Origin of the sequence: Mesorhizobium sp. CA5 (assembly GCF_020165105.1) — a bacterium.
Classification (GTDB): Bacteria; Pseudomonadota; Alphaproteobacteria; order Rhizobiales; family Rhizobiaceae; genus Mesorhizobium.
The window spans coordinates 74,089-100,258 of the sequence record NZ_JAIUHJ010000009.1 but is presented as its reverse complement, the minus strand read 5'-3'; the positions used below and the strand labels follow the sequence as shown (position 1 = coordinate 100,258).

The 26,170-nt window shown below is 62.8% G+C and carries 30 protein-coding genes and 1 tRNA gene; 15 read left to right on the top strand and 16 right to left on the bottom strand.

Translation table 11 applies throughout. From position 1 onward, the window contains the following. Positions 1–255 precede the first annotated feature (255 nt). Positions 256–1,413 (top strand): hypothetical protein, encoded by a 1,158-nt coding sequence (locus tag LB529_RS13980; protein WP_224711390.1) that lies wholly within the window; start codon positions 256–258, stop codon positions 1,411–1,413. A 5-nt stretch (positions 1,414–1,418) separates the two neighbouring features. Here LB529_RS13980 and LB529_RS13975 read toward each other — a convergent pair whose 3' ends face one another. The 4 genes from LB529_RS13975 to LB529_RS13960 all read right to left on the bottom strand — a co-directional run bounded on the left by LB529_RS13975 (position 1,419) and on the right by LB529_RS13960 (position 4,524). Further along, a complete protein-coding gene (locus LB529_RS13975; protein WP_224525466.1) occupies positions 1,419–1,907 on the bottom strand; it encodes an NUDIX hydrolase in 489 nt (162 codons plus the stop codon). 198 nt (positions 1,908–2,105) lie between these two features. Next, entirely contained in the window at positions 2,106–2,606 is a 501-nt protein-coding gene (gene gpt / locus LB529_RS13970) for a xanthine phosphoribosyltransferase (RefSeq protein WP_095765134.1), read from the bottom strand. A gap of 263 nt (positions 2,607–2,869) precedes the next feature. Then, positions 2,870–3,703 carry a universal stress protein gene (locus LB529_RS13965; protein WP_224525470.1) on the bottom strand — a complete coding sequence of 278 codons (834 nt, stop codon included), beginning with the start codon at positions 3,701–3,703 and terminating at the stop codon, positions 2,870–2,872. Between the two features lie 80 nt (positions 3,704–3,783). Next, a complete protein-coding gene (locus tag LB529_RS13960; protein WP_224711389.1) occupies positions 3,784–4,524 on the bottom strand; it encodes a competence/damage-inducible protein A in 741 nt (246 codons plus the stop codon). A 78-nt stretch (positions 4,525–4,602) separates the two neighbouring features. Between LB529_RS13960 and LB529_RS13955 the strand changes: the two genes are divergently transcribed. Beyond that, positions 4,603–5,622 (top strand): alpha/beta fold hydrolase, encoded by a 1,020-nt coding sequence (locus tag LB529_RS13955; protein ID WP_224711388.1) that lies wholly within the window; start codon positions 4,603–4,605, stop codon positions 5,620–5,622. A 176-nt stretch (positions 5,623–5,798) separates the two neighbouring features. Further along, positions 5,799–6,071, top strand: coding sequence for a hypothetical protein (locus LB529_RS13950; RefSeq protein WP_224711387.1), 273 nt, complete (start codon positions 5,799–5,801; stop codon positions 6,069–6,071). A 70-nt stretch (positions 6,072–6,141) separates the two neighbouring features. Here LB529_RS13950 and LB529_RS13945 read toward each other — a convergent pair whose 3' ends face one another. The 3 genes from LB529_RS13945 to LB529_RS13935 form a co-directional block, all read right to left on the bottom strand. After that, entirely contained in the window at positions 6,142–6,381 is a 240-nt protein-coding gene (locus LB529_RS13945; RefSeq protein ID WP_095765137.1) for a DUF2188 domain-containing protein, read from the bottom strand. Positions 6,382–6,406: 25 nt separating this feature from the next. Then, positions 6,407–6,685 carry a DUF982 domain-containing protein gene (locus tag LB529_RS13940; protein WP_095765138.1) on the bottom strand — a complete coding sequence of 93 codons (279 nt, stop codon included), beginning with the start codon at positions 6,683–6,685 and terminating at the stop codon, positions 6,407–6,409. A gap of 166 nt (positions 6,686–6,851) precedes the next feature. After that, complete coding sequence (locus tag LB529_RS13935; RefSeq protein ID WP_224543779.1) at positions 6,852–7,955, bottom strand: NADH:flavin oxidoreductase/NADH oxidase; 1,104 nt, start codon at positions 7,953–7,955, stop codon at positions 6,852–6,854. Between the two features lie 189 nt (positions 7,956–8,144). Here LB529_RS13935 and LB529_RS13930 point away from each other — a divergent pair, with 189 nt between their 5' ends. Continuing rightward, complete coding sequence (locus LB529_RS13930) at positions 8,145–8,723, top strand: NUDIX domain-containing protein (protein ID WP_095765140.1); 579 nt, start codon at positions 8,145–8,147, stop codon at positions 8,721–8,723. An 82-nt stretch (positions 8,724–8,805) separates the two neighbouring features. Here the strand turns inward: LB529_RS13930 and LB529_RS13925 are convergent. Then, positions 8,806–8,891 (bottom strand) — tRNA-Leu (locus LB529_RS13925). A 189-nt stretch (positions 8,892–9,080) separates the two neighbouring features. On the opposite strand from LB529_RS13925, the gene LB529_RS13920 reads away from it, so the two are divergent. Continuing rightward, entirely contained in the window at positions 9,081–9,308 is a 228-nt protein-coding gene (locus LB529_RS13920) for a hypothetical protein (RefSeq protein ID WP_224711386.1), read from the top strand. Positions 9,309–9,538: 230 nt separating this feature from the next. Here LB529_RS13920 and LB529_RS13915 read toward each other — a convergent pair whose 3' ends face one another. Next, positions 9,539–10,195 (bottom strand): outer membrane protein, encoded by a 657-nt coding sequence (locus tag LB529_RS13915; RefSeq protein WP_224711385.1) that lies wholly within the window; start codon positions 10,193–10,195, stop codon positions 9,539–9,541. A 158-nt stretch (positions 10,196–10,353) separates the two neighbouring features. Here LB529_RS13915 and ade point away from each other — a divergent pair, with 158 nt between their 5' ends. Continuing rightward, positions 10,354–12,171 carry an adenine deaminase gene (gene ade / locus LB529_RS13910; protein ID WP_224711384.1) on the top strand — a complete coding sequence of 606 codons (1,818 nt, stop codon included), beginning with the start codon at positions 10,354–10,356 and terminating at the stop codon, positions 12,169–12,171. Positions 12,172–12,178: 7 nt separating this feature from the next. On the opposite strand, the gene LB529_RS13905 is transcribed toward ade, so the two are convergent. Both LB529_RS13905 and LB529_RS13900 read right to left on the bottom strand, forming a co-directional pair. Next, positions 12,179–13,339 carry an alpha/beta hydrolase gene (locus LB529_RS13905; RefSeq protein WP_224711383.1) on the bottom strand — a complete coding sequence of 387 codons (1,161 nt, stop codon included), beginning with the start codon at positions 13,337–13,339 and terminating at the stop codon, positions 12,179–12,181. Between the two features lie 105 nt (positions 13,340–13,444). Then, on the bottom strand, positions 13,445–14,521 hold the full coding sequence (locus LB529_RS13900) for an alpha/beta hydrolase (RefSeq protein WP_140840540.1): 1,077 nt from the start codon (positions 14,519–14,521) through the stop codon (positions 13,445–13,447). A gap of 231 nt (positions 14,522–14,752) precedes the next feature. Here LB529_RS13900 and ilvA point away from each other — a divergent pair, with 231 nt between their 5' ends. Both ilvA and LB529_RS13890 read left to right on the top strand, forming a co-directional pair. Beyond that, positions 14,753–16,009, top strand: coding sequence for a threonine ammonia-lyase IlvA (ilvA, locus tag LB529_RS13895; RefSeq protein ID WP_224543785.1), 1,257 nt, complete (start codon positions 14,753–14,755; stop codon positions 16,007–16,009). Then, complete coding sequence (locus tag LB529_RS13890; RefSeq protein WP_224711382.1) at positions 16,006–16,557, top strand: DUF1697 domain-containing protein; 552 nt, start codon at positions 16,006–16,008, stop codon at positions 16,555–16,557. The genes ilvA and LB529_RS13890 overlap by 4 nt, the downstream gene beginning before the upstream one ends. Before the next feature lie 34 nt (positions 16,558–16,591). Here LB529_RS13890 and LB529_RS13885 read toward each other — a convergent pair whose 3' ends face one another. Then, complete coding sequence (locus LB529_RS13885) at positions 16,592–16,879, bottom strand: DUF2218 domain-containing protein (protein ID WP_224525489.1); 288 nt, start codon at positions 16,877–16,879, stop codon at positions 16,592–16,594. A gap of 114 nt (positions 16,880–16,993) precedes the next feature. Continuing rightward, positions 16,994–17,434 carry a lactoylglutathione lyase gene (gene gloA, locus LB529_RS13880; RefSeq protein ID WP_095765146.1) on the bottom strand — a complete coding sequence of 147 codons (441 nt, stop codon included), beginning with the start codon at positions 17,432–17,434 and terminating at the stop codon, positions 16,994–16,996. 262 nt (positions 17,435–17,696) lie between these two features. Here gloA and LB529_RS13875 point away from each other — a divergent pair, with 262 nt between their 5' ends. The 3 genes from LB529_RS13875 (at position 17,697) to LB529_RS13865 (ending at position 19,682) form a co-directional block, all read left to right on the top strand. Then, a complete protein-coding gene (locus LB529_RS13875; RefSeq protein ID WP_095765583.1) occupies positions 17,697–18,290 on the top strand; it encodes a cold-shock protein in 594 nt (197 codons plus the stop codon). Between the two features lie 114 nt (positions 18,291–18,404). Next, a complete protein-coding gene (locus LB529_RS13870) occupies positions 18,405–18,899 on the top strand; it encodes a DUF192 domain-containing protein (protein WP_224525491.1) in 495 nt (164 codons plus the stop codon). Positions 18,900–18,914: 15 nt separating this feature from the next. Then, the gene (locus LB529_RS13865; RefSeq protein ID WP_224636326.1) at positions 18,915–19,682 is read left to right on the top strand and encodes an alpha/beta fold hydrolase; all 768 of its coding nucleotides are present in this window, start codon (positions 18,915–18,917) and stop codon (positions 19,680–19,682) included. Positions 19,683–19,728: 46 nt separating this feature from the next. Here the strand turns inward: LB529_RS13865 and speB are convergent, their stop codons facing one another. Together speB and LB529_RS13855 are read right to left on the bottom strand one after the other, a co-directional pair. Next, a complete protein-coding gene (gene speB / locus LB529_RS13860) occupies positions 19,729–20,694 on the bottom strand; it encodes an agmatinase (protein WP_224711381.1) in 966 nt (321 codons plus the stop codon). Between the two features lie 94 nt (positions 20,695–20,788). Beyond that, positions 20,789–21,394 carry a hypothetical protein gene (locus LB529_RS13855; protein WP_224711380.1) on the bottom strand — a complete coding sequence of 202 codons (606 nt, stop codon included), beginning with the start codon at positions 21,392–21,394 and terminating at the stop codon, positions 20,789–20,791. Positions 21,395–21,611: 217 nt separating this feature from the next. Between LB529_RS13855 and cysE the strand changes: the two genes are divergently transcribed. Together cysE and LB529_RS13845 are read left to right on the top strand one after the other, a co-directional pair. Further along, positions 21,612–22,460, top strand: a complete 849-nt coding sequence (gene cysE, locus LB529_RS13850; RefSeq protein ID WP_095765150.1) for a serine O-acetyltransferase — start codon at positions 21,612–21,614, stop codon at positions 22,458–22,460. A gap of 150 nt (positions 22,461–22,610) precedes the next feature. Further along, a complete protein-coding gene (locus tag LB529_RS13845) occupies positions 22,611–22,814 on the top strand; it encodes a DUF3126 family protein (protein WP_027166457.1) in 204 nt (67 codons plus the stop codon). A gap of 72 nt (positions 22,815–22,886) precedes the next feature. On the opposite strand, the gene LB529_RS13840 is transcribed toward LB529_RS13845, so the two are convergent. Continuing rightward, complete coding sequence (locus LB529_RS13840) at positions 22,887–23,474, bottom strand: hypothetical protein (RefSeq protein ID WP_224711379.1); 588 nt, start codon at positions 23,472–23,474, stop codon at positions 22,887–22,889. A gap of 343 nt (positions 23,475–23,817) precedes the next feature. Here LB529_RS13840 and LB529_RS13835 point away from each other — a divergent pair, with 343 nt between their 5' ends. Beyond that, the gene (locus LB529_RS13835) at positions 23,818–24,453 is read left to right on the top strand and encodes an ATP-dependent Clp protease proteolytic subunit (RefSeq protein WP_095765152.1); all 636 of its coding nucleotides are present in this window, start codon (positions 23,818–23,820) and stop codon (positions 24,451–24,453) included. Between the two features lie 291 nt (positions 24,454–24,744). Further along, entirely contained in the window at positions 24,745–26,019 is a 1,275-nt protein-coding gene (gene clpX, locus LB529_RS13830; protein WP_040981372.1) for an ATP-dependent Clp protease ATP-binding subunit ClpX, read from the top strand. Positions 26,020–26,170 lie beyond the last annotated feature (151 nt).

The window sequence follows — 26,170 nt, the reverse complement described above, 5'->3', positions numbered from 1 at the left end:
CGCTCTCCCGTCATGCGGTTAGAGGGGTTCAATATGTTTTTCAAATTACTTTATATATATTGAAATTTTTAGGAAATTATATTTTAGATTTTAGCTATTCACGTGCATTCAAACAATGATTTTAATGTATTTACAGAAAAGAAAATCAGATATGGCAGAAGAAGGCCTATAGGATTTTTTTGCAGGAAGCCGACCAGGCGGAGATTTCCTTTGAGAAGCACGACCGCCTTTAGCGCTTTCGTATAGGCAATCACGATGAATCTTGTTTCCGCGAGTCCGGGACAGGTGGTTGCGCCACTGGAATCCCAGCATGGCTCGGTTCGGCCTTTAACCGCCGAGGATCTCGAGCAGGTCGCCGCGCTGTTCCTGATGAAGTTTCGCCATCGTCGCCGCCAGCGCGATCGAGCGATCGCGCAGACGGCGGACTATATGAGGGGGCTTTACCTGGACGGGGATGAGAGCAAGGCTCTTGTACAGATCAACCCGCAGGGCCGCTTGGGTGGCTTCATGGGCGTTCTGAAAGCCCGCTATGAGCTCAATGGAAGGGCATTGAGCGCGGCCATCATCGGTCCCTTCATGACCGACTCCAGCATCGATCACGGTTGGGCCGGCCCGCAATTGCTGCGTGCCCTGCATCAGGGTGAATTCGACCTGTACCTGACCGATTCCGCCAACCGGACATCCTTGGCGTTCGCGCGTCCGATGAAGTATCAGCTGCTGCCGGTGCATTGCCTGGAGTGGACCTGCATTTTCCGGCCGGGCGCCATGGCCGCTGCCGTGCTGCGCCGTAAATGGCCCGGGCTGCCTCGCCTGGCGCTCGATCCTTGCGCGAGAGCGTTCGACGCTCTTGCAAGAAGAAGATTCGAGCCATCGGCCCAGCATTCGTCATCCCAACGGATCCACCGGGAGCCGATCGATGCGGCCCGATTTGCGGAGCAACTGCCTGTCCTCATGACCGATTATTCCCTTCGGCCGAGTTGGACGGACGGAGAGTTGCCGCGGCTGCTCGCGCTGGCTGCCGAGAAGCGGGCTGACGGGCCACTTCATTTCGGCGGGACTTACGACGAAACGGGCAGGATGCTGGGCTGCTACGCCTTCTACGGCCAGGCCGGCGGCGTCGCGAACCTATTGCAAATCCAGGCATCCGGATCCCATTGGGGAGCGACGCTGGATGGCCTCATCGCGGCTGCGCGGGAGATGGGCTGCGTCGGCATCGCCGGGCAGACGCAGAACCGGTTCATGCCGCAACTCTTCGGCCACAAGGACGTCTTCTTCCGCTATGCCGGGGGCACGATGGTCCGCTCGCGCATCGCCGAGGTCATCGAAGCTGTCCGCTCCGGCGACATTTTCATCGGCGGGTTGATGGGCGATCGTTGGACCCGGCTCAGTTCCGACGATTTTGGCCGTGCCTGAGCGGGTCAGGCGAACTTGCGCGGCGCGGCGCAGAAGCCAGCAATGATCTGGCAAAGGTCGGGTTCGTTGACCATCCGGATGGCTTCGTTCGGGCCAACCCATTTGCGCGTTCGCGCGCGCTTCTCTTTCCAGCGATCCGCGACGCGGTCGACATGCAGCGGAAAGACCAGTACCTCGCAAGGCACTTCCTCGCCGGAGGCGAGGACTTTGGCGTAGAAATAGCGGCCGGCTTCAACATGCGATATGGAGCCGCGCAGTCCGGCTTCCTCGCCTGCTTCGCGAGCGGCGGCTTCGCAAAGCGGTTCCCTGGCTTCGGGCCAACCCTTGGGCAGCACCCAGCGACCGGTGTCGCGGCTGGTGATCAGCATGATCTCGACGCCGTTCTCACTCTCGCGCCAAGGCAAGGCGGCAACCTGCAGGCGACAAGGCGCAACGCCGAAGAGCCGCCGGACTCTTTCGGCCATCTGGTTGTGCGTCGTCGGCCTCGTCAACATGGTAAGAAGCTGCCCCAGCCTCCAGAATCGTTTGCCACCTTACGAATCTTACGGCGAATTATGAGCTTTAAAAGTAAAAAACTTCACTCCGTCGGAAAATCTCACCAGAAAAAGTCAATCCCGCAAAGTAGTCGTGCTCCTTGGCACGACTACACGACCCAAGTTTAAGGCAGATTCTCTGGAAAATAAGATGGCCGTTCAGCCGGCGTGATCGTCCGCGATCGGCTTCTGGTAAGTGAAGCCCATGTCCCACGGGAAGTAGATCCAGGTGTCCTGACTGACCTCAGTGACGAATGTGTCGACCAGCGGACGGCCCTTCGGCTTGGCATAGACCGTCGCGAAATGCGCCTTCGGCATCATCGCGCGCACTATGCCGGCCGTTTTTCCGGTGTCGGTCAGGTCGTCGATGATCAGCACGCCGGCTCCGTCATCGGCGAGCAGCGGAGGCGAAATCTCTTTCAGGACCTGCAACTGACCCTGGCTGGTGTAGTCATGATAGGAGGCGACGCACACCGTCTCGATGACGCGGATGCCGAGCTCGCGCGCGATGATGGCGGCGGGGACCAGGCCGCCGCGCGTGATGCAGACGATCGCCTTCCATTGTCCCTTGTTGGCGCCGGACAGCCGCCAGGAAAGCGCGCGGGCGTCGCGGTGGAACTGGTCCCAGGAGACGGGAAAGGCTTTTTCGGGAAGGGACATGTTCGCGCACTCCGCAAGCGCGCGCCATCAGCGCGCAGAAACAATGGAATGCGGGCGGAATTAGCTGGAAAGCCTTGCTCTTGGCAAGGGACAGCGGATGAACGTCCCCGGATGATGTTTGACCACGGCGGGTGAGACGACCCTCGACCTGAATTTCCGACGATCTTCCGCGGGAGACCGGTGGACCTCCGTTTGGAGAGCGTGACTGAGATATCATCGCGGACGGAAAACCGTGTCGCGCTTTTCCCGGAATTGCTCCGGCGTCACCGCGACAGGAAAGCGGCTACATTCGTGCTGCGCAGCACCGTGCGGGTGACGCCGCCGAACAGGAGTTGGCGCAGCCAGGAGTGGCTGTAGGCGCCGAGCACGAGCAGATCGGTGCCGGACTCGGCCATCCTCGACTGGATGATATCGTCGATTGCCGAGCCATCCGACTTCTGCACCGAGACGCTGACATTGGCGCCGTGGCGCGACAGGGCGGCCGCGATCTCGGCGCCGGCCGCCTCGGGGGATTCGTCCAGGCTCTCGGGCGGATCGATGACGAGAATGTCGGTCTTGTCGGCCTCGGCAATGAAGGGCAGGGCGTCGAAGGCCGCGCGGGCCGCTTCCTTGCTGCCGTTCCAGGCCAGCAACACGCGCCTGAAGGTTGTCACCAGCGGGCCGTCATGCGGCACGACCAGCACCGGCCGGCCGGCATCGTAGACCAGCGTGTCGACATCGGCGCTCGGATCGCCGCCGGTGTCACGCTGCGCGGCGATGATCAGATCGGCGGCGCGCACGCTCGATATGCCTGTCAGCGCGCTGTCGCCGGAAAAGCTCTCCAGGCTTCGCCATTCGAAGGAGAGGCCGGATTCCTCGATCCGCTTGAGGAAATAGGCCTGCAATTTGTCGGCGCGCTCCTTGTTCATCTCGGCCGAGACCTGCAGGAATTCGGTGTCGGGAAAGCCCGTGGCCGATGTGTAGGGCACGGGAAGCGCCTCGGCATGGATGCCGACGAGATGGCTCTCGAATCTTTCGGCAAGCGGAAGGGCGCAATCGAGAACGCGCTCGGCGTCCTGCTCGTTCTGCAAAATGGCCACGATCGTCTTGAAGCGCATGGCTGGTCCCTCAATTGTTTACCCCGCGCATCTGCGCGGCAAGGGAACGCCTCAGCGCGTTGACTGGTTCCAGCCGCGGATCAGCCTGCCTCGGCCAAGCCCGCCACCATCGCCTCGACGTCCTTGCGCGCGGCCTCGAGCGCTTCCTCGCTGCGGGCGCGGACGACGAGTTCGGTCCAGAACTTGCCGTCGCCATATTTGGGATAGGAGCCGATGATCGTGTCGGGATGCGCCTTCTGGATCTCGGCCAGCGGCCCGCCGATCAATCCTTCGCCGAAGGGACAGTGCACCGTGGCCGACAGCATCTTCGTGCCGGCCCTGAGCGTAGGCACAACATTGTCGAGCATGGCCTGGAAGATCGACGGCACGCCGGCCATGACATGGACATTGCCGATACGGAAGCCCGGCGCGACCGAGACGGGATTGTCGATATGGTCGGCGCCGCGCGGCATGCGCGCCATGCGCTTGCGCGCTTCGGTGAATTCGATGCCGCGCCCGGCATAGCTTGCTTCGAGCAGCGCATAGGCCCTGGCGTCGTATTCGCAGGGCACGCCGAAGGCCTTGGCGATCGAGTCGGCGGTGATATCGTCATGCGTGGGGCCGATGCCGCCGGTGGTAAAGACGTAGGTATAACGAGCGCGCAGGGCATTCACCGCCGCAACGATCTCGTCCTCCTCATCGGGGACGATGCGCACTTCCTTCAGGTCGATGCCGATCGCCGTCATGATATCGGCGAGATGGCCGATGTTCTTGTCCTTGGTGCGGCCGGAGAGGATTTCGTCGCCGATGACGAGCATGGCGGCGGTGACGATTTCAGGCATGGCGGGCTCCGGCAGCAAAGGTCGCCTGAGATAACGCGGCCCGCGGCCGGCCGCAATGCGAAAGCCGGATCAGTGCTTGTGGCGGCGGCCGTTGCGGATATGGTGCGGTCGGTCGGCTGGGGTGAAAACATGCTGATGTCGTTTGTCCTGTGGTTGCTCGTCGGCTTACTCATCGCGGCGGCGCTTGCCGTGCTGGCCGTGACAGTTGCGACCTGGTGGATTGCGGCAAAGGCCGAAAGACTGGTGCCGGCTTGCGGCAAATTCGTCGAGATCGACGGCAACCGCATCCACTATGTGGAAGAGGGCGACGGCAGGCCGATCGTCTTTGTGCACGGGCTGGGCGCTCAACTCCACCACTTCCGCCAGACGCTGTTCGGCCGCTTCGGTCCTGGCTACCGGCTGATCGCCCTCGACCGGCCGGGCTCCGGCTATTCAGTTCGGGCGAGCGGGGCCACCGGCCGGCTGCCCGAGCAGGCTGATATCGTGCGGCGCTTCATCGAGGAATTGCGCCTGGAACGGCCTTTGGTCGTCGGCCATTCGCTCGGCGGGGCCATCGCGCTTGCGCTGGCAACCGGGCATCCGACCGCGATTTCCGGCATTGCGCTGCTCTCGCCGCTGACGCATCTGGAAGCGAGGGGGCGTCAGGGATTTGACCTGCTCTATGTTCCGTCACGACTGCTGCGCCGTGTCCTGGCCTATACGGTGGCGATACCGCTCAGCCTCCGTTACGCGCAGCCGACGCTGCGGTTCATTTTCGCGCCGCAAGCGGTTCCGGCAGACTACATGATCGGCGGCGGCGGATGGCTGGGGTTGCGTCCGTCCCACTATTTCGCCACCTCCACCGACGTCGTGGCCGTGGAACGGGATCTTGGCGAAATCGAACGGTCTTACCGCGAAATTGCGATGCCGGCAGGCATTCTGTTCGGCACCGGCGACCAGGTGATCGGCGAGGCGGTCCATGGCCAACCGATGCTGGACAAGATCGACGGCCTCGACTTTGAGCGGATCGAAGGCTTGGGCCACATGCCGCAATTTACGGACCCTGAACGGGTCGTCGCCTTCGTCCAGCGTATCGCCGCGCGCGCTTTCGCGCATTGACCGCAATTGACCTTGGGGGGGCTCGCGGCTCTTCACGCGGCGTCACGCAAATGTGTCGGACATTCTGTCCTACCCGGAATTTCCAGGGGAACCTTCGCACCCAACCCAGGGTTTCGTTGGTGTCGCCAGGGCCTTGGCGCCCGTTTTTTTGGCGATCGAGAGAATGGAGAAATCCGATGCTTACAAGACTTATCGCAGCTTCGGCGCTGGTGCTGGCCATGGGTGGCGCGGCCTTGGCGCAGTCATCAGATGACTGGTGGTGGTGGCACCGCGACCATCGTCCCGACGTAAGCGAGCAGGTGGACCCCTATACCACAGGCAGCATCAATGGCGGCTCCGGGCTGACCACCTACGGGAATACCGGTGGCATGGGGCCGTGCGCCCACAACACACCCGGTCCGGATGCCAACTCGCAACAGAACGTCAACGATAACTACTGCGGTAAGTAGTGCCGCATAGCCACCAGCGGCCGGTGCGAGGCCTTCCGGCTTCGCCGGTCGCGGGGCGGTTCCAACTCGCTTAGTCGGAGACTTCGGTTTGCGGGCGGTCGCGGCCGTCGGCGAGTTCGTCGTGCCATGTGCCTTCAGCGTCCTCATATTGGATGCCGTCGGTGGTGCCGGCAACCTGCTGTTCGGACGAGGCGATCTCGGCGGCGCGCAGCGCCTCCTGGTGCGTGCGGAAAGTCTCGGAAAATGTCGAGCCGACCTTGTAGGCCCAGCCGCCATCATGCTCGACGATCTTGTAAGTCAGCTTCGCCATGGAATCCTCCGGTTAAGAAGCGTGCTCAGTGCAGCTTTCCGTCGGGCAGCCTGTCTTCGGGAACCAGAACTTCCGATTCCCTGGCTGCCTCGACAAGGGCGCGACGCGCGTCCGCTGTCGAACGATAACCTTCCAGCGCTTTGAGGCAAGTGTCGAGAGCATAACGATGGCGATCGCCGCGATTGAGCGGCCAAACGGTCATCAGGCACTCGGCGGCCTCGCGGGTGCTGCTTATCTGGCGGTATTTGCCGACATGGCCGAGCTCGACCACCACCGGCTTTTCAAAGGGTTTGTTGTCCATCATGGCCGCCAACGTAAAGCGGCCAAATTGGTTGCAGTTGTGGCGAGGATCCTGCGCCCAAACGTCTCAGGACTGTGCCGATTTCCGATTTTGTTGTGACGCAATTCGGGACGGAAAGCCACGGCGAAGCCGCCGAGCCTGACGGTGTCACACTTTCCCTGGAATTGCTTTAGCCGGCGGCCTTCATCCAATGCCGCATCGTCGTCACCGAACGCGCCAGCTGCGGCGCCGGATGGATTTCCTCACCGAAGGCGGCGGCCGCGCGCCAGCCCCAGCGCGGGTCGGCGAGGAATGCGCGCGCCAGCGCCACCATGTCGGCACGGCCGTCGGCGACGATCGCCTCGGCCTGGCTCGGATCGTCGATCAGCCCCACGGCGCGCGTCGGAATGCCGGCGCCGTTGCGCACGGCCTCCGCCAGATGCACCTGGTAGCCGGGACCGGGCGGCACCTGCTGCAGGGGCGAATTGCCGCCGCTGGAGCAGCAGATATAGGCGATGCCCTCGGCCTTCAGCGCCTTGGCCACCTCGATTGCGTCCTCGATGTCGAAACCGCCTTCGACCCATTCCTTAACCGAAAGGCGCGCCCCCAGCATCATGGACGGGACGGCCTTTCTCACCGCCCTGGCGATTTCGAGAGCGAAGCGCATGCGGTTTTCCAGCGACCCGCCCCAACGGTCGGTACGCTGGTTGGAGAGCGGCGAGAGGAACTGGAAGATCAGATAGCCATGCGCGGCGTGCAGTTCGGCAAAGTCGAAGCCGGCCCGTTCGGCGCGCACGGCCGATTGCGCAAAACGTGCAATGAGCTCCAGGATCTCGTCCTCCTCCAACGCATGCGGCACGTTCCAGCCCGTGTCGTAGGCGATGGCCGAGGCAGAAACCGTCTGCCAGGGATCTTCGCCCGGCTGCAGCGGACCGCCGCCTTCCCAGGGTTTGCGGTTGGAGGCCTTGCGGCCGGCATGGGCAAGCTGGACACCGAATTTCGTGGCGGGCGCGGCGACGCGCCTGGCGGCGTCGAGCGTACGCTTCGCGGCCGCCTCGTTGTCGTCCGAATAGAGGCCGAGGCAGCCATGCGAGATGCGCCCGCGTCGCTCGACATCGGTCATCTCGACGGTCACCATGCCGGCGCCCGACATTGCCAAGTTCATCCAGTGATGGAGATGCCAATCGCTGGCCGAGCCGTCCTCGGCCGAATACTGGCACATGGGGGCAACCGCGATGCGGTTGGGGAAGGTGAGGCCGCCGAGGGTGATCGGCTGGAAAAGCGATGACGTCATGTGAAACGGGCTCCTGGAGAGATACCGCTATCTAGGCAGTCGCGACGCGACGCGCCAGACACGAGCCGGTGAGACTCCCCCGCTGGACCAATCGGTTTCGAGGCCAGTCGGATACCAGGCCAGTCGGTTTCCTGGATTGCCTGCGACACCTTTCACCGCTACGCCTTTGCAACCAATACGGAGGTCGTCATGGAAGATCGCATTCGCATCCGTTCGCAGGAGGTCCTTTCGGACGACTGGGCGGTGCTGAAGAAGACGGTGCTCGACTATCGCCGCCGCGACGGGCGATGGGAGACGCAGACCCGCCAGACCTACGACCGCGGCGACGGCGCCGTGATCCTGCCCTTCGATCCGCAGCGCTCGACCGTCCTCCTGGTGCGTCAATTCCGCTTCCCGGCTTACGCCGTAGGCCACCACGAGCCGCTGATCGAGGCTTGCGCCGGCTTGCTCGACGAGAACGATCCCGAAACCGCCATCCGCAAGGAAGCGGAAGAGGAACTGGGTTATCACCTGAAGGATGTCGAGCGGCTGTTTTCGCCGTTCATGAGCCCGGGCAGCGTGACGGAGCGGCTCTGGTTCTTCACCGCGCGCTATTCGCCGGCCGACCGCATTTCCGACGGCGGCGGTGCGCCGGAGGAAGGCGAGGACATCGAGGTTCTGGAAATGCCCTTGGACGAGGCGCTGGCCGGCATCGCCGACGGCCGCATCGTCGATGCCAAGACGATCATCCTGATCCAGCATCTGAAGCTCAATCCGATGAAAGGTTGAGCCGATCGCGCGTTGGAGGTGGCCTGCCATCCGAAGCTCCTCCTTCGCCAAGGCTTCGGAGGACTCGTCGAAGAGCGAAGGGTGGTGCGGACGACGGGAATCGAACCCGTACGATCAGAGATCGAGGGATTTTAAGTCCCTTGCGTCTACCAATTCCGCCACGTCCGCAGGCGTGCCCTTTTCAGATGCCAGATATGAGCCGTCAAGCCATGTTTCGGATCGGCTGCGCTTTGTGCCGCCGTCCGGCCCGTTCTCAAGTGCAGATTTAATATTAGCGATATTTAAAATGCCAACTTCTCCGAACTGATCCCATTAGCCTTTATGTGCGAGTCTACGGCCGGCTTTGATGGTGGAACCATGCGTGGGCCAGGCTGGATCAGGGGACTGCGGGAGGAGGAGGCGCAGCAGCTGCGCAGGGAGATCGGTCGGCTCGAACGAGGGCTGATCGAGGCCGCCAATTCGAAGGCCAAATGGAACCTGCACGAGGTCGCCCACACGTTGCGCTGGCAAAAGGCCCGGCTGCGGCGGCTGGAGAAGTGTCTCGAGGCCATGCCTGAAGGAAAGAGGGCTTCGGACCGATCCTGACCGTTCAGCCAAGCATGTCCGCTAGGCGGGGCAGGGCGGTGGGAAAGTGGCGCGATCACGCTATTACGGCCTGCCTTGGGAACGCTAATGTTTGCGCCGTGGCGGATTGATCCGCCGAGGCCGGCGTCTATCAGGCCCCTACCCATTCCCCCGCCCCCTGCGGGCGCCGGCCATCTGAATTTTCAAGAGATGCGGAAGCGGGTGTTGCGCATTTCGCGGCACCGCAAGCCTCAGAATTTGTAGCTGAAATTCACCCCCAGCGTCTGCAGCTTCACGTCCTGGTCGCGGTCGGCGAACGTGTCCGGCGCATCGAAATGCTCCTTGCCGAAATCGTAGTAGCGGTATTGTGCGCCGACGACGACATTGTTGGTCAAGGCATAGTCGACGCCGGCGCCGAGCGTCCAGCCGGTGCTGGTGCGGGTTTGGGCAAAGGCCGTGCCTGCTGCCTGCGAGGTCTCGATGCCGGCGAAAGCGACGCCGCCGATGCCGTAGATCAGCACGCGATCCATGGCGTAGCCAGCCTTGGCATCGATCGATCCGAACCATTTGATGTCGGTGCCGAATGTGTTTGCCGGGCCGGCCTCGGCGGTGCCGTCGATCGAGGCGTAGTTAAGATCCGCCTCGGCGCCGATCACAGCCTGGTCGAACTGCCAGAGCCCCGCGACATGGCCGCCGACGAAACCGCCATCGATGTCGGGCTTGACCGAACCGCCCTCGACGCTGATGTCGGAGCGGCCCCAGCCATAGCCGGCCTGCAGGCCGGCATAATAGCCGGTCCAGTCGAACCCGGGCGCGGTCATCGGCAGATTAGTGCCTAGATCCGCCGCCCAGGCAGAGCCGGACAGCAGGGCAAGAAGGCCGGCACTGGCGAGCGTCAGTCGACGCATAGGGCGCTCCGAAATGGCGGTTTCGAGGACTCCTTAGGGCAGACTAGCCCCAATCACGGCGAAACGGAATTGCATCTCTGCAACAGTGGTTTACGACCTGACGCTCTGGCTCCGGGCGCCGACATTTGCCAAACTGGCCCATGCAGAGGACTCAGCCAATGACTAACGCCAAGCCGACAAGCGCCACACAGCCGAAACCGTGGACCGAAGTGGCGACATATCTGGTCGATGTCGCGATGGGCCGAAAGCCCGCGGAACTGGTCATCCGCAATGGTTGCTGGGTGAACGTCCATTCGGGCGAGATCATCCCCGGCACCGATATCGCGATCGCCGCCGGCCGCTTCGCCTATTGCGGGCCGAATGCCGGCCACGCCATCGGGGAGGGGACCAAGGTCGTCGACGCCGGCGGGCGCTATCTGGTGCCCGGCCTTTGCGACGCGCATATGCATGTCGAAAGCGGCATGGTGACGGTGACGGAGTTCTGCCGCGCGGTCATCCCGCACGGCACGACCTCGATGTTCATCGATCCGCACGAGATCGCCAATGTGCTTGGACTGCCGGGCGTGCGCCTGATGCATGACGAGGCGGTCGCGATGCCGATCAACGTGCATGTGCAGATGCCGTCCTGCGTGCCGTCGGCGCCGGGGCTGGAGCATGCCGGCGCCGAATTGACGGTCGCCGACGTCGCCGAGGCCATGACCTGGGAAAATATCATCGGGCTTGGCGAGGTGATGAATTTCCCCGGCGTCGCTGCCAACGATCCGGTGATGTCGGGCGAGATCGCCGAGACGGTCAGGGCCGGCAAGACGGTGGGCGGGCATTATGCATCGCCCGATCTCGGCCTGCCCTTCCACGGCTATGTCGCCGGCGGAGCGGAGGACGACCATGAAGGCACGCGCGCGGAGGACGCGATCGCGCGGGTGCGCCAGGGCATGAAGGCAATGCTGAGGCTGGGATCGGCCTGGTACGACGTGGCGGCGCAGATCAAGGCGGTGACCGAGGGCGGCATCGACCCGCGCAACTTCATCCTGTGCACCGATGACAGCCATTCCGGCACGCTTGTGCATGAAGGTCATATGGACCGGGTGGTGCGGCACGCCATCAGCCAGGGGCTGAAGCCGGTGACGGCGATCCAGATGGCGACGCTCAACACGGCGCAGCATTTCAGGCTGGAGCGCGAGATCGGCTCCATCGCGCCCGGACGGCTGGCCGATCTGCTGATCGTTTCGGACCTTGCCTGGATGACCATCGACGAGGTCTATGCCCGCGGCGTCCGGCTGGCCAAGGCCGGCAAGCTCGAGATCGACATCCCCGCCTATGACTATCCGCAATCCGCGAAGAACACCGTCAAGCTCGGCAAGAAACTCGCGGCGGAGGATTTTGACATTTCCGCGCCGCAGGGCGCCAACGAGGTGCGGGCGCGGGTGATCGGCGTGATCGAGAACCAGGCGCCGACGCGGGCTCTGGAAGCCGATCTGGCGGTCGAGGACGGGTTGGTCGCCATGGATCGCCGCAACGACATCTGCCAGATCGCCCTGGTCGAGCGGCATAGCGGCACGGGCGGCGTCACCAACGCCTTCGTCTCCGGCTTCGGCTATGTGAAAGACTGCGCAATGGCGTCCAGCGTCGCGCATGACGCGCACCACATCATCGTCGTCGGCACCAACAAGGAAGATATGGCTTTGGCCGTGAACCGGCTGAGCGAGGTGGGCGGCGGCGTCGTGCTTTATTCCGAGGGCGAGGAACTGGCGCTGGTCGAGATGCCGATCGCCGGCCTGATGTCCGACGAACGCGCCGAGATCGTCGCGGCCAAGGCCGATCAACTGACCGAGGCGATGCGCAAGGTCGGCTGCTCGCTCAACAACGCCTATATGCAGCACTCGCTGCTGGCGCTCGTGGTCATTCCGGAGCTCAGGATCTCGGACGTCGGCCTGGTCGACGTGACGACGTTCCAGAAGGTCGATCTTTTTATCTGAGCGTCAGCTATCCGCCGGTAACGATGGTCAAGACCCTGAACGGCGTGGTGATGACGACCTCGGCGACCGAGCCGACCGCCTTGCCGAGGCCTTGGCCGATATCGTTGAGCTGCGTCGGGTCGGGCTCGTCCGACGCAAGCCCGGCCGGTGTGCGCAGCCGGTTGCCCAGCAGTTGCACCAGGATCGGGTTGTCGGCGAATTTGGCATGGTTCAGGCCGTCGCCGCCCTTGGCGTGGGTCAGGTCGACGACCGTCACGCCGTAATCGGCGAGATCGGCGGCGTTGCCGTAGTCGCCGACGCGCGGCTTGTCGCCGGAAATGAAGCTCGACAGCTTCAGCGCCCGGTCGTCGCCCGAAAGCAGGATGGCGAAGGGTTTGTCCGGCTTGCCGTAGCGGATCATCTGCTTCTTGAAGACATCGACGTCGATGTCGGGCGAGGCGAGGATGACGTAGCCGAGCTTGCCGCCGAGATCGCGGTCGCCGGTGATGGCGAGCTGTCGCAGCGCCTCCATCGTCAGCCAGGTGCCCATTGAATGGGCGATGATGTCGATGCTCTTGACGCGTGTCTTGGCAAGCATCCGCAGCGTCGCCTCGAGATCGTCGCGCGCGGCGGTCGAACTGTCCTTGTCATAGATGTAGCCGGTCGCCTTGGCGCTCGATGCCCATGAGAACAGCACCGGCGTTCCGGGATATTTGGTGTCATGCGCTATCTGCGTGATGCGGTAGATACCGTCGTCGAAACCGTTGTTGAAGCCGTGCACGAACACCAGGGCACGGTCGCCGCGCATGGAAATGTCGGCGCCGACCGCCTTGGCGAATTGCAGCGCGTCGCCATAGTGGACGACATCGGTGGCGGTGAACTGCTTGGCCGGATTGGAGTCTGCCGAGCCCTTGGCGCGCTCGATCGCGCCGACCTGGTGGATCTTCGGCACGGTGACGTCGACGCGGGCGTAGCTGGTGGTCAGCGAACGGTCGCCGTCGAAGACCTGGCGCGGATCCTTGGTCGCCTGCTGGCGGGTGGTGGCGACGAAGATCTCATGCGTGGCGGCGATGTCGGAGGCAGGCGTTGTAACTGTTTTGCGGTTGAGAAGATCATGCGTGGGACCGGCGCAGCCGGCGAGGGCGAGCGTGAAGGCAAGGCCGACAACGATCTTCACATGCGCAATCACCCGGGGTCCCCCAAGGGCGGCAACATCTCTTGCTACTGCGATAAAGCCAGAGAGCGGCCGGGTCCAGTTCAAAGTCCCTGCGGCGCGGAACCCGCACCGATACGGTTACTGCGCAGCCAGCTGACGGATGCGGTCCGTCACATCACGATCGCTGGCAAAGCCATCGTCCTCGCGCAGCCGCTGTCCGATCATCTGCACCATCATCGGATTGTCGGCGAATTTGGTGTGGTTGAAACTGTCGACGCCCTTGATCTTGGAGAGGTCGACCACCGTGACGCCATAGGAGGCGAGATCTGCGGCATCCCGATAGTCGCCGACGCGCGGCCGCGCGCCGGCGATCAGGCCGGAGAGCCGCAGCGCCCGGTCGTCGTCCGACAGGAGCAGGATGAAGGGCTTGTCCGGCTTGCCGTAGCGGCGCATCTGGCTCTTGAACACATCGACATCGATGTCGGGCGAGGCGAGCACAACGTCGCCGAGCTTGCCGCCGAGATCGCGGTCGCCGGTGATGGCAAGCTGGCGCAGCGTCTCCATCGTCACCCAGGTTCCCATCGAATGGGCGACAATGTCGATGCGCCGGGCGCCGGTCTGCGCCAGCATCCGCAACGTCACCTCCAGCTGGTCGCGGGCGGCGGCGGCGCTTTCCTTGTCATAGACATAGTCGGTGGTCTTGGCGCCGGAGGCCCAGGAAAACAGCACCGGCGTGCCCGGATAGCCGGAATCGTGGACGATCTGGGTCAGCCGGTAGACGGCGTCGTCGAAGCCGGTGTTGTAGCCGTGGACGAAAACCATGACGCGGCCGCCGCGGGCGTCGATGTCGGTGTTGAGGGCGCTGGCGAATTTCGGCTGCGTGTCGTAGCCGACGACTTCGGAGGCCATGAAATATTTCGTCGGGTCGTTCGACTTGCCGCGCGAACGGCGCTCGATCTGGCCGGTCTGGTGAATGGGGGGAACGGTGACGTTGACACGCGCATAGTTGAGGGTCGCCGAGCGTTCGCCGTCAAAAACCTTGTTCGGGTCGTCGGAGCGCTTGCGGGTCGTGGCGATGAAGATCGAGTGGTTGCCGGCGATCTCGGTCGCCGTCGTCGGCACGACGACGCTGCCCAGGATTTCCTGCGTCTGCTGGCCCGCGCAGCCTGCTATCAGCAGGGCAAAGGCGATGATCAGAATTGTCTTCAACCGCACGTCGACACTTTCACTGGCATTCCACTCCGGCCACGATTGGCCGTCCACCTCCGCGGAAATCTCCCGGACAGCCGAAGTGCGGCTAAAGTAAGTCGTGTCCAGCGGAAATTGGCTCAGCGTCGGGCGACGGCCATCGCACTGTTGCGCGAAAGCCAAAACGGCGGCAGGAAGATTGCAGGCGCGGGATATGGCTGTCCTGGCGTACCGCCGAGACCAAATGAGGGACTTCTATTGAACAGCTTCTCTTCTCGCGTCGCCGCTGCCGCCGAGGCGATCCGCGAAATCTTTCCGGAAACGCCGCTGCAGGAGAACGATTATCTGTCCAAGAAGACAGGCGCGCGCATCCTTTTGAAGCGTGAGGATCTGACGCCGGTGCGCTCCTACAAGATCAGGGGCGCGTTCAACTTCTTCCGCAAGGCGCTCGCCGCCGGCAATAATGCCGAGCTGTTCGTCTGCGCCTCGGCAGGCAATCACGCCCAAGGCTTTGCCTTCGTCTGCCGCCATTTCGGCAAGAAGGGCGTCGTGTTCATGCCGGTGACGACGCCGCAGCAGAAGATCGACAAGACGCGGCTGTTCGGCGGCGATTTCGTCGAGATCAGGCTGGTCGGCGACTTCTTCGACGATTGCTACCGCGCCGCCTTCGAATTCACCGAAGCCGCCGGCGCGCATATGGTGCCGCCCTTTGACCACAAGGACATTATCGAGGGCCAGGCGACGGTTGCCTACGAGATCGCGGCCCAGATGCCGGGCGGGCGCGTGCCCGACATCGTCATGCTGCCGGTGGGCGGCGGCGGCCTCGCCGCCGGTGTGACCCACTATTTCGCCGACCAGCATCGCGATCCGCGTTTCGTGTTCTGCGAGCCGGCGGGCGCGCCGAGCCTGCGCGAGAGCCTTGCCGGCGGCAAGCGGGTCAAGCTCGCCAAGGTCGACAATTTTGTCGACGGTGCCGCGGTGGCCGAGATCGGACGCGAGCCGTTGCGCCATCTCAAGGACTTCACCGCCGATGCCGTGCGGCTGGTTCCGGAGAACCGGCTCTGCGCCACTATGATCGAGATGCTCAATGTCGAGGGGGTCGTACTGGAGCCGGCCGGCGCGCTGGCGATCGACGCGCTCAAGGATTTTTCGCGCAAGGAGATCAGGGGCAAGACCATCGTCGCGGTCGTCTCCGGCGGCAATTTCGACTTCGAGCGGCTGCCGGACGTGAAGGAGAGGGCGCTGCGCTTCGAGGGGCTGAAGAAGTATTTCATCATCCGCTTCCCGCAACGGCCGGGCGCGCTGCGTGATTTCCTCGAAATGCTCGGTCCCGACGATGACATCGCCCGCTTCGAGTATCTGAAAAAATCGGCGCGCAATTTCGGCTCGGTGCTGATCGGCATCGAGACCAAGGACCGGCGCAATTTCGACCTGCTGAAGACCAATTTCGACGCCGAAGGCGTGCAATATCAGGATATCACCGACAACGAGACGCTGGCGGGGTTCATCATATGAAGGGCCCGGTTTTCGTTGCGCTATTTTCCGGCATCAATGTCGGCGGCAACCGCATCGTCAAAATGGCGGAGCTCAAAGCCTTCTTCGAAAGTCTCGGCTTCAGCGATGTCGCGACTTATGTGCAGAGCGGCAATGTCGTGTTCCGGGCGAAGAAGGGGGACGCGGCGGCGCTGACCAAGGAGATCGAGGCTGCCTTCGAGAAGAAGTGGGGTTTTCATTCGCGCATCATGGTGCGCGATGCCGGCTGGTTCGAGCGGCTGGTGAAGGACAATCCCTATCCCGAGGTCGCCGGCGAGCCGACCAAGCTGCACGCTTATGCGCTGGAACGGGAGCCGACCGCCGAGGAGACGAAGCGGCTCGCCGACAAATGCTCCGGCCCCGAGCGCTTCGAGATCAAGGGCGACGTGCTTTACCTCCATGCGCCGGACGGGCTCGGCAAATCGGTGTTCGCCAACCTCATCCCGCGTACCTTGAAGGTGCCGGGCACGGCGCGCAACTGGCGCAGCGTGCTGGCCCTGCTCGACATGGCCGACAAGGCCGGCGGCTGACTGTCCGAGGCACTTTTCCGGGAATTGCTCCGGCTCAGGCAGCCTTTTGCCAGTCGAAGCTCAATTCCTCGCGGAAGGCGAAGCGCTTGATATGGTCCGCGACCACGCTCTCCAGCCGCTCCAGCGACGCTTCGTCGTCGGCGGCCACAGCGATGTGCAGGGCACGATCGTCGGCATCCATCACGGTGCGGCCGATCGAGAGCTGGATAGCGCCGTGCTGCGGGTCGAACTCGACCGGGAATTTATGCGACCAGTGCTTGCAGAGCTGCTGCAGGTAGCGGCTGGCATGTTCGGTGGCGACATCGGCGCGGCTGGTCAGCATGAAATTCTCCTGGCGGATGAAGAGACGCCAGCCTGGATGAGGCTGGCGCCAATCGCGGATAGATAGGCAGCGCCGGGCGAAACGCTAGCTGCCCCCGGTCAAATCGGGGTGGATTTACCAGACGCCCGTGTTCGGCATCGAGGCCCATGGTTCGGCCTTCGCCTTGGCCGGGCCTTTCTGCAGCAGCTCGATCGAAATGCCGTCCGGCGAGCGGACAAAAGCCATGTTGCCGTCGCGCGGCGGACGATTGATGGTCACGCCATTGTCCATCAGCTTCTGGCAGGTTGCGTAGATGTCGTCGACCTCATAGGCGAGGTGGCCGAAATTGCGGCCGCCCTTATAGTCCTCCGGGTCCCAATTGTAGGTCAATTCGATCAGCGGCGCCTTCTCATGGATGCCGCTTTGCTCGTCTTCCGGCGCGGCGAGGAAGATCAACGTGTAGCGGCCCTGCTCGTTCTCGTAGCGGCGCACCTCCTTGAGGCCGAGCTTGTTGCAGTAGAAATCGAGCGACTGGTCGATATCGGCGACGCGGACCATTGTGTGCAGATAGCGCATGGCGGCTTCCTCAAAGTGTTGGGGTTGGAAGGCACCATAGGAGCCGTCCGGGGAAAGGGCAATCGTCCGACAATAGCGGCGGCACGGTCGACTTCAGGCCTTGCGATTTCGGCTTCCGGAAGCGCCGGCAAAGGACATTTCAGCCTTTCCGGTGCTGAACGGTGAAAAAAGGCACGTCAGCCCTTGCACACCCCGGAAGCCGCAGTGTTAATCTCTTGGCAAGAATCAGTTGCAGTTCAGTTGGAAAAAAGGGGGCATTCTTATGGGGGAAAAAGCCTCTTTCACGAGGCGGGACGGAAGCCTTGACGACGCCTTGCAGCGGGACAATGGCGGCGACTCCGCCGAGCTTGTCGAAATCGCCGGCGCTATCAAATGGTTCGACGTGGCCAAGGGCTACGGCTTCATTCTTCCGGACGACGGCGTCTCGGGTGATATTCTCCTCCATGTGACATGTCTTCGAAGGGACGGTTTCCAGACGGCGCTCGAGGGCGCGCGGGTCGTCTGCCTGGTGAAACAGGGCGAGCGCGGCTTGCAAGCTTTCCGCGTCCTTTCCATGGATGCTTCGACGGCCGTCCACCCGGCAGAGCAGGAACAGCGCACCCACGTCACCGTCAACCCGGAGAGCGGCCTCGAGCGAGCCTTGGTCAAGTGGTTCAACCGCACCAAGGGATTCGGCTTCCTGACGCGGGGCGAGGGGACGGAAGACATCTTCGTCCACATGGAGACGCTGCGGCGCTACGGCATAACCGAGCTCCGGCCCGGCCAAGTCGTGCTCGTTCGGTTCGGGCGCGGCGACAAAGGCCTTATGGCCGCCGAAATCCACCCTGATATGGGTACCTTGTCGGTCTCGCACTGAGGGCTTCTCGACGCAACTCGAAAAGTCCCTTTGCCGCGGCGCGACCATCTTGTCCGAAAACCGGTTCCACTTGTCCGGATCATGGGTTAGGACGAGCGTCTGGACGAGGTACGCATGGTTCATCGCAATTGGCTGACTGCGGGCATATTCTGCGCCGCGATCGTTTTCGCCGCCTGTTTCATCGCTGCGAAGCCAAGTTCGGCGGATGCGATGCTGCTGCCGATCGACCGGACGCCGCTTGTGGTGTCGACCGGTTCGGGAGAGCGTTCCTTCTCCATCGAGATCGCCGATACCTCTGCCGAACGCGAGGCGGGACTGATGTTTCGCCAGACCATGGCCGACGATCACGGCATGTTGTTCGTCTTTGAAAGAACGGACGAGGTGGACTTCTGGATGAAGAACACGCCGATGGCCCTCGACCTGATCTTCATCGGTGAGGATGGCAGGATCAAAGCCATCAAGCGCGGCGAGCCCGAATCCGAAGCGATCATCTCGCCGGGACAACCCGTGCGCTTCGTGCTTGAGCTCAAGGCTGGCACAGCCGCCAGGGACGGCATCAAGGAAGGCGATCTGTTGCGCCACCCGGCTATCGGTACTGGCGCCAACTGAAAAGCAAATCTGCCGATGCAGTTCTTTTCCCATGACGGTTTCGAACTTGCCTATCTCGATCGCCGGCCGGCCTCGGGGCAGGGCGACCCGGTGCTGATGATCCATGGCTTTGCCTCGAGCCACTACGTCAACTGGGTCTCGCCGGGCTGGTTCAAGACGCTGAACGACGCCGGCTACCGGGCGATCGCCTTCGACCATCGCGGCCATGGCTCGTCGTCGAAGAGCTATGACGAGGCCGATTACACGCCGGCCAAGATGGCGTCCGATGCGGCCGCGCTGCTTGATAATCTCGGCATCGAGCGCGCGCATGTTATGGGTTATTCGATGGGCGCGCGCGTCTCGGCTTTCCTGGCGCTCTCCGATCCGGAGAAGGTTGCGACGCTGGTGTTCGGCGGCCTCGGCATCGGCATGATCGACGGCGTTGGCGACTGGGATCCGATCGCGGCGGCCCTGCTGGCGGAAGACCCTTCCCAGACCACGCATCCGCGCGGGCGCTCCTTTCGCGCCTTCGCAGATCAGACGCGCAGCGACCGTCGTGCGCTTGCGGCTTGCATCGCAAAGTCGCGCGAGTTGCTGAGCGAGGATGACATGGCCCGCATCGCCCAGCCGACACTGATCGCCGTCGGCACCAAAGATGACATCGGCGGCTCGCCGGACGAGCTTGCCGCCCTCATGCCGAATGCCAGGGCCTTTCATATTGAGGGCCGCGACCACATGCTCGCCGTTGGCGACAAGAGCTTCAAGCAACGCGTGCTCGAGTTCTACGCCGAGAACCCGCTCTGAGCGCGCGGCGCTGCTGGGCTGACAAATGGTCGATCTGCACGTCGCGCTAGCCCTGCGCCCTCCTGTCGGCGAGGGATCTCGCCATGACGCACAGCAGCTCGAACATCATCGTCGCGCCGACCAGCGCCGTCATGCCGCCGACGTCGAAGGGAGGCGCGACCTCGACGACATCGGCGCCGACGAAATTCAATCCGTCCAAAAATCGAACCAACTCCTGCGCCTCGCGTGTCGTGAAACCGCCGATCTCCGGCGTGCCGGTGCCGGGAGCCATGGACGGGTCGATGCAATCGATGTCGAACGTCACATAGGTCGGGCTGTTGCCGACTAGATCGCGCGCTTCCTGCATGACCGAAGCGACGCCGCGCCGGACGAATTCTTCCATATAGATGATGCGCACGCCCTGAGCGGTCGCCCAATCGTGTTCGCCCGGTTCATAGATCGAGCCTCTGATCCCGATCTGGACAATCCGTTTCGGGTCGAGCAGCCCTTCCTCGATCGCGCGACGAAAAGGCGTTCCGTGGGTGTAGGGATTGTCGCCGAAATAGCGGTCGTTGGTGTCGGAATGCGCATCGAAGTGGATCATGCCGACCGGCCGCTTGCGGGCTACCGCGCGCAGCACCGGCAGCGTAGTCAAATGATCGCCGCCCGCAGCAAGCGGCAGGGCACCGTCCGCCACGATCGCGGCAATGCCGTCCTCGATGCGCTTCAACCCGTCGAGCAGGTTGATCGGGTTGACCGAGACGTCGCCGACATCGGCAATATTGGCGATGGAGAACGGTTCGGTTCCCGAGACATGGTGGACCCGGCGCATCAGGCTCGACTGGTTCCTGATTTCGCGCGGACCGTGGCGGGCGCCGGCCCGGTTGGTCGTGCCGCCGTCCCAGGGAATTCCGACAAGGGCGATGTCGAGCCCCTTCGCGCTCGGCACGGCCGGCAGCCGCATGAAAGTGGAAAGCCCGGCAAAGCGCGGCACCTGCGCGGCGTCGACGGGTTGGTGGAAGCTGTTTTCCATGGTGACGGCCATCCCAGAACGGTTCACGTTCGATAGCGATCGCAGGGCCTTGAATTTGGGCATAGAGGCAAAGCCCTGCGTGAGTATGGGCCTATCAGGGCTGGTCTTGCAGGGCGTGCAATGAATGGCTGAGATTTTCCCTGGCCTGCGCCTCGAACCGATCCCGGAACTCGGTCGTATAGAAAATGTGCGGACGGGCGAGGAAACTCTTCAGGACGGCCGAGCGGCCGGCGTGCCACATCGGCTCGTCCACCCACCCATATTCCAGCCGGACCGCCTTCTCATAAGCATTGAACACCGCCGGTTCGGCGCCGAGGATCGCCAGATCCATGTCGAGCAAAAGGGCCGCATCGTTGAGCGCACCCTCGTCGCGCAAAGGCGGCAATTGATGGGTGGCGGTGGCGTTGATCATCGCCGCTATGCGGGCTAGGCGATGAGGATCGACGCGCCCGGCGAGCTTTTTCTCGGCCAGGTCTGCGCTTTTTGCCTCATTGTCCTTGGCGCGGCTGTCATAGATCGCGTCATGAAACCAGATCGCCGCTTCGGTGGCGCCCGGGTCGTCGAGTAGGCCCTGGTATTCTTCAGCCAGCGCCAGCATGGCCTCGATATGGGCGAGGTCGTGATAGTGCCGGTCCCCGGCCTGATAGAGGGCGCAAAGCTCGGCTTTCAGCGCATCATCGATCAGCGTCTCTTTTTTCATGACGAATTTTTCCGGGCGGCTAAGGCTGGCAGGACAACGCAAGTCGCCGCCAGCTTCAAGAGCATATGCGCTCCCGATCAAGGGTTCGTTTTCCATCGCCGCTTGAATTTGCGTGAACCAGGTCCATTTGACAAAGCACTAAGGAAAATTGAGTTCAACCGTGCTATGATGTGGCCTATATGTGCCGCCGGAGAATGAGGAAGGCCGGAGAGCGTCGATGAACAGCATTACGATTGCCCGCCCCAGCAGGGTGCAGCCGGTCGATCCGATCTGGCGGTCGATCCGCGACGAAGCGATGGAGGCGGTGAACCGCGATCCGCTGCTGGCGGCGTTCCTCTATTCGACGATCCTCAACCAGGAGAGCCTGGAAGAAGCGGTGATCCACCGGCTTGCCGAGCGCCTCGATCACCAGGATATCGGCTCCGATCTCATCCGCCAGACCTTCAAAGCCATGCTGGACGACGATCCTGACTGGAGCACGACGGTGCGCGTCGACATCCAGGCCTATTACGACCGCGACCCGGCCTGCGACCGTTTCATCATGCCGGTGCTCTATTTCAAAGGTTTTCACGCCATCCAGACGCATCGTCTGGCGCACTGGCTGTGGAACCATGGCCGCCGGGACTTTGCGCTCTACCTGCAGAGCAGGTCGTCATCGGTGTTCCAGACCGATATCAACCCGGCCGCTCGCATCGGCAAGGGTATCTTTATCGATCACGCCACCGGGCTGGTCGTCGGCGAGACGGCGGTCATCGAGGATGACGTGTCGATCCTGCACGGCGTGACGCTGGGCGGCACCGGCAAGGCCAATGGCGACCGTCATCCGAAGATCCGCCGCGGCGTGCTGATCGGCGCCGGCGCCAAGATTCTCGGCAATATCGAGGTCGGTCATTGCTCGAAAATTGCCGCCGGTTCGGTGGTGCTGTCGCCCGTGCCGCACAACAAGACGGTCGCCGGCGTGCCGGCGCGGGTCGTGGGAGAGACCGGCTGCGATCAGCCCTCGCGACAGATGGACCAGCTCCTGCCGTCGCAGAGCATGGACCACGTGGTCAGCTTCGACATCTGAGACTGTCAGTCCGCCTGGTGACCGGAATCCGGCCACGGTTTTCAGGTGCCGGTTGTCACGTGTTATCCTGTCGGCTTGCCTTTACATCGCCATCGTCGGCGTGTCAGAAGCGCGTTCCCATGAATTAAGCCGACATTTCGGAGAAGTCTTTTGAAGCCTGACGAAATCAGAAAGCTGGACGCCTATTTCAAGCGCGTCTTCCAGAATCCCAAGCTGCAGGTGAAGGCGCGTCCGCGCAAGGAAGACTCGGCCGAAGTCTATGTCGGCGACGAATTCCTCGGCATCGTCTTCAAGGACGAGGACGACGGCGACTATAATTTCTCGATGGCGATCCTCGACATCGACCTCGCCTGAGCCGGCGACAGCTCCGGCCGGCGCGCGCGACACCACCGCCCGGCCGGCTGCAACCCGTAGGCGAAGTACCGCCTAATCCTGGCAATGCCGCGGAATGTGCACGCGCCGCCAACTGGTCGAACCTTCCCGCACCACCACCCTACGCGCTACCGTCCCGTAAGACGGCGGGATTTCCCGGATGCGGACCTGTTGCGGCCGCACCAGCACTTCGTGGGCAACCGCTTCAAATTCCGCCGGCTGAACGACGCGCCGGACGCGCTCCGGCTGGACCACGACCGTCTCGGCGACGCGCGCATAGCGGGCCTTGCGCCATACCTTGCACAGCACCTTGCGGCCATGGATGACGCGCCATTCCCAACCATAGCCGCCATCGTCGACTTTGACCGTGTGGTAGACCGTGCGTGTGACCGCCGGCTCGGTCTCGTAGGTGACGCGCGGCGGCGCGATCTGCTCCACGCCTTGATAGGTGCCGTAAATCGGCGCGTCGTAGTTGACCACCTGTCCGCCAGGGTTCAGCATCACGTCCTCATAGACGGTATCGTAAAGTGCCGGCCTGTGGATCGGCTCGTAGCATTCGAGCGCGCGCCCGCCTGCGGCGGTTTCACAGACGCTGGCAAGCATCGCGACTGCCGCCAGCGATGCGGAGCTTTTGCGGATCATGACATTCCCCGTTGAAAGGACGCCTTCACAACGCAGGACTGTAGCGGAAGCTCCGGGGGCGGACAGCGATTTCAAGGCTTTTCGTTAAGCATCGCGGTTAAGGAATTGCTACCGTGCGAGCGGCTTACGGGGCCGACCGGGACTGGGCCCGTCTCATTAGGCCAGAGCGCGCCCGTGCTCCGCGGGCTTACCGCGCTTGATTCGGCTTAACCAGATGGCTAGGAGAGGCGGCCTTGCGCTAGGGTGAGCCGGCATCCTATTTAGGTCGTAACCAATCCAGAACGATTCCGCGCGATTGCTGATATATCAAGGTGCCGGAATCCATCTCCTACAAGGGTAGTCCATGAAGAACCCCGTTGAAACCTACATGAACCTCGTTCCGATGGTGGTCGAGCAGACCAACCGCGGCGAGCGTGCTTATGACATTTTCTCGCGCCTCTTGAAGGAACGCATCATCTTCATCACCGGTCCGGTCGAGGACGGGATGGCGACGCTGGTTTGTGCACAGCTTTTGTTCCTCGAGGCGGAGAACCCCAAGAAGGAGATCAACCTCTATATCAATTCGCCGGGCGGCGTCGTCACCTCGGGCATGGCGATCTACGACACCATGCAGTTCATCAAGCCGGCGGTGTCGACGCTCTGCATCGGCCAGGCCGCCTCGATGGGTTCGCTGCTTCTGACCGCCGGCCACAAGGACATGCGTTTTGCCACGCCGAACGCCCGCATCATGGTCCATCAGCCGTCCGGCGGCTTCCAGGGCCAAGCCTCGGACATCGAACGTCATGCGCAGGACATCATCAAGTTGAAGCGCCGCTTGAACGAGGTCTATGTCAAGCATACCGGCAAGAGCTATGACGAGATCGAGAAGACGCTCGACCGCGACCATTTCATGACCGCGGACGAGGCCAGGGACTTCGGCCTGATCGACAAGGTCATTTCCAGCCGCGAGGCGGTCGAGACAGCCACCGCTTCAGCCTGACCTCGACGGCAAATGGCAGCATAACGCGGTTTTGGCGCGTCTTGCGGCATTTCGGCCACATTTGGCTGTTCCCTCAGGCGTTGGGATTGCCTACGTTAAGGCTATGTTGATTTTCGACGGCTTAGCTTTGCGTGGGGTTGCTGCGAATCATTGCCGCGTTTTCTGATTTGTGTTTCGTACGGAATGCGCTGTGTGAGCCGGGACACTGGCGGTGGCGGATTCCCGCGATAGATTGGTGAAGACGTCACTCAAAGCCAGACGGTCGGCGGGCGTCGGTGAAAGGACAGAAAAATGAGCAAGGTCAGCAACGGCGGCGGTGATTCAAAGAACACCCTCTACTGCTCGTTTTGCGGCAAGAGCCAGCACGAGGTCCGCAAGCTGATCGCCGGGCCGACGGTCTTCATCTGCGATGAATGCGTCGAGCTGTGCATGGACATCATCCGCGAGGAGAACAAGACCTCGATGGTGAAGTCGCGCGAAGGCGTGCCGACACCGCAGGAAATCCTCAAGGTCCTCGACGACTACGTCATCGGCCAGCCCTATGCCAAGCGCGTGCTTTCGGTGGCGGTTCACAACCACTACAAGCGCCTGGCGCATGCCGGCAAGAACAACGACGTCGAGCTGGCCAAGTCCAATATCCTTCTGATCGGCCCGACCGGCTGCGGCAAGACGCTTCTCGCGCAGACGCTCGCCCGCATCATCGACGTGCCGTTCACCATGGCCGACGCCACGACGCTGACCGAGGCCGGCTATGTCGGCGAGGACGTCGAGAACATCATCCTGAAGCTGTTGCAGTCGGCCGACTACAATGTCGAGCGGGCGCAGCGCGGCATCGTCTATATCGACGAAATCGACAAGATCTCGCGCAAGTCGGATAATCCCTCGATCACCCGCGACGTGTCGGGCGAGGGCGTGCAGCAGGCGCTCCTGAAGATCATGGAAGGCACGGTCGCCTCCGTGCCGCCGCAGGGCGGCCGCAAGCATCCGCAGCAGGAATTCCTGCAGGTCGACACCGCAAACATCCTGTTCATCTGCGGCGGCGCCTTCGCGGGGCTGGACAAGATCATCTCGGATCGCGGCCGCAAGACCTCGATCGGCTTCGGCGCCACCGTGGCTTCGCCCGAGGATCGGCGCACCGGCGACCTGTTCCGCCAGGTCGAGCCGGAGGATCTCCTGAAATTCGGCCTGATCCCGGAATTCGTAGGTCGTCTGCCGGTCCTGGCGACGCTGGAAGACCTCGACGAGCCGGCGCTGATCCAGATCCTGACCGAACCGAAGAACGCGCTGGTCAAGCAATATCAGCGGCTTTTCGAGATGGAGAATGTCGATCTGACGTTCCACGAGAACGCGCTGTCGGCGATCGCCAAGCGCGCCATCGAGCGCAAGACCGGCGCACGCGGCCTGCGCTCCATCATGGAAGCGATCCTGCTCGACACCATGTTCGAGCTGCCGGCGCTGGAAGGTGTGCGCGAGGTGGTGATTTCGGAAGAGGTGGTGTCCGGCAACGCCCGGCCGCTCTACATCTACTCCGAGCAGAAGGAAAAGAAGGGCAATGTCAGCGCCTGAAATGGCACTGCGCCCGACAATTTTCATGGAACGGCGCCCGCGTGGCGCCGTTTTGCTGTCAAGGGCGGGGAGGCGAGCAGTGGAAGGGCTCGAACGACCGTGTTAACCCTTGATCTTTGCCTCGGTTACATCCACCTAACAGCAGAAGGCC

Excerpts from the sequence above, each read along its gene's own strand:
- LB529_RS13980 (WP_224711390.1), top strand. The coding sequence starts at position 256 with ATGAATCTTGTTTCCGCGAGTCCGGGACAGGTGGTTGCGCCACTGGAA.
- LB529_RS13975 (WP_224525466.1), bottom strand. The coding sequence starts at position 1,907 with ATGTTGACGAGGCCGACGACGCACAACCAGATGGCCGAAAGAGTCCGG.
- gpt (WP_095765134.1), bottom strand. The coding sequence starts at position 2,606 with ATGTCCCTTCCCGAAAAAGCCTTTCCCGTCTCCTGGGACCAGTTCCAC.
- LB529_RS13965 (WP_224525470.1), bottom strand. The coding sequence starts at position 3,703 with ATGCGCTTCAAGACGATCGTGGCCATTTTGCAGAACGAGCAGGACGCC.
- LB529_RS13960 (WP_224711389.1), bottom strand. The coding sequence starts at position 4,524 with ATGCCTGAAATCGTCACCGCCGCCATGCTCGTCATCGGCGACGAAATC.
- LB529_RS13950 (WP_224711387.1), top strand. The coding sequence starts at position 5,799 with ATGCTTACAAGACTTATCGCAGCTTCGGCGCTGGTGCTGGCCATGGGT.
- LB529_RS13945 (WP_095765137.1), bottom strand. The coding sequence starts at position 6,381 with ATGGCGAAGCTGACTTACAAGATCGTCGAGCATGATGGCGGCTGGGCC.
- LB529_RS13940 (WP_095765138.1), bottom strand. The coding sequence starts at position 6,685 with ATGATGGACAACAAACCCTTTGAAAAGCCGGTGGTGGTCGAGCTCGGC.
- LB529_RS13935 (WP_224543779.1), bottom strand. The coding sequence starts at position 7,955 with ATGACGTCATCGCTTTTCCAGCCGATCACCCTCGGCGGCCTCACCTTC.
- LB529_RS13930 (WP_095765140.1), top strand. The coding sequence starts at position 8,145 with ATGGAAGATCGCATTCGCATCCGTTCGCAGGAGGTCCTTTCGGACGAC.
- LB529_RS13920 (WP_224711386.1), top strand. The coding sequence starts at position 9,081 with ATGCGTGGGCCAGGCTGGATCAGGGGACTGCGGGAGGAGGAGGCGCAG.
- LB529_RS13915 (WP_224711385.1), bottom strand. The coding sequence starts at position 10,195 with ATGCGTCGACTGACGCTCGCCAGTGCCGGCCTTCTTGCCCTGCTGTCC.
- ade (WP_224711384.1), top strand. The coding sequence starts at position 10,354 with ATGACTAACGCCAAGCCGACAAGCGCCACACAGCCGAAACCGTGGACC.
- LB529_RS13890 (WP_224711382.1), top strand. The coding sequence starts at position 16,006 with ATGAAGGGCCCGGTTTTCGTTGCGCTATTTTCCGGCATCAATGTCGGC.
- LB529_RS13885 (WP_224525489.1), bottom strand. The coding sequence starts at position 16,879 with ATGCTGACCAGCCGCGCCGATGTCGCCACCGAACATGCCAGCCGCTAC.
- gloA (WP_095765146.1), bottom strand. The coding sequence starts at position 17,434 with ATGCGCTATCTGCACACAATGGTCCGCGTCGCCGATATCGACCAGTCG.
- LB529_RS13875 (WP_095765583.1), top strand. The coding sequence starts at position 17,697 with ATGGGGGAAAAAGCCTCTTTCACGAGGCGGGACGGAAGCCTTGACGAC.
- LB529_RS13870 (WP_224525491.1), top strand. The coding sequence starts at position 18,405 with ATGGTTCATCGCAATTGGCTGACTGCGGGCATATTCTGCGCCGCGATC.
- LB529_RS13865 (WP_224636326.1), top strand. The coding sequence starts at position 18,915 with ATGCAGTTCTTTTCCCATGACGGTTTCGAACTTGCCTATCTCGATCGC.
- speB (WP_224711381.1), bottom strand. The coding sequence starts at position 20,694 with ATGGAAAACAGCTTCCACCAACCCGTCGACGCCGCGCAGGTGCCGCGC.
- LB529_RS13855 (WP_224711380.1), bottom strand. The coding sequence starts at position 21,394 with ATGAAAAAAGAGACGCTGATCGATGATGCGCTGAAAGCCGAGCTTTGC.
- cysE (WP_095765150.1), top strand. The coding sequence starts at position 21,612 with ATGAACAGCATTACGATTGCCCGCCCCAGCAGGGTGCAGCCGGTCGAT.
- LB529_RS13840 (WP_224711379.1), bottom strand. The coding sequence starts at position 23,474 with ATGATCCGCAAAAGCTCCGCATCGCTGGCGGCAGTCGCGATGCTTGCC.
- LB529_RS13835 (WP_095765152.1), top strand. The coding sequence starts at position 23,818 with ATGAAGAACCCCGTTGAAACCTACATGAACCTCGTTCCGATGGTGGTC.
- clpX (WP_040981372.1), top strand. The coding sequence starts at position 24,745 with ATGAGCAAGGTCAGCAACGGCGGCGGTGATTCAAAGAACACCCTCTAC.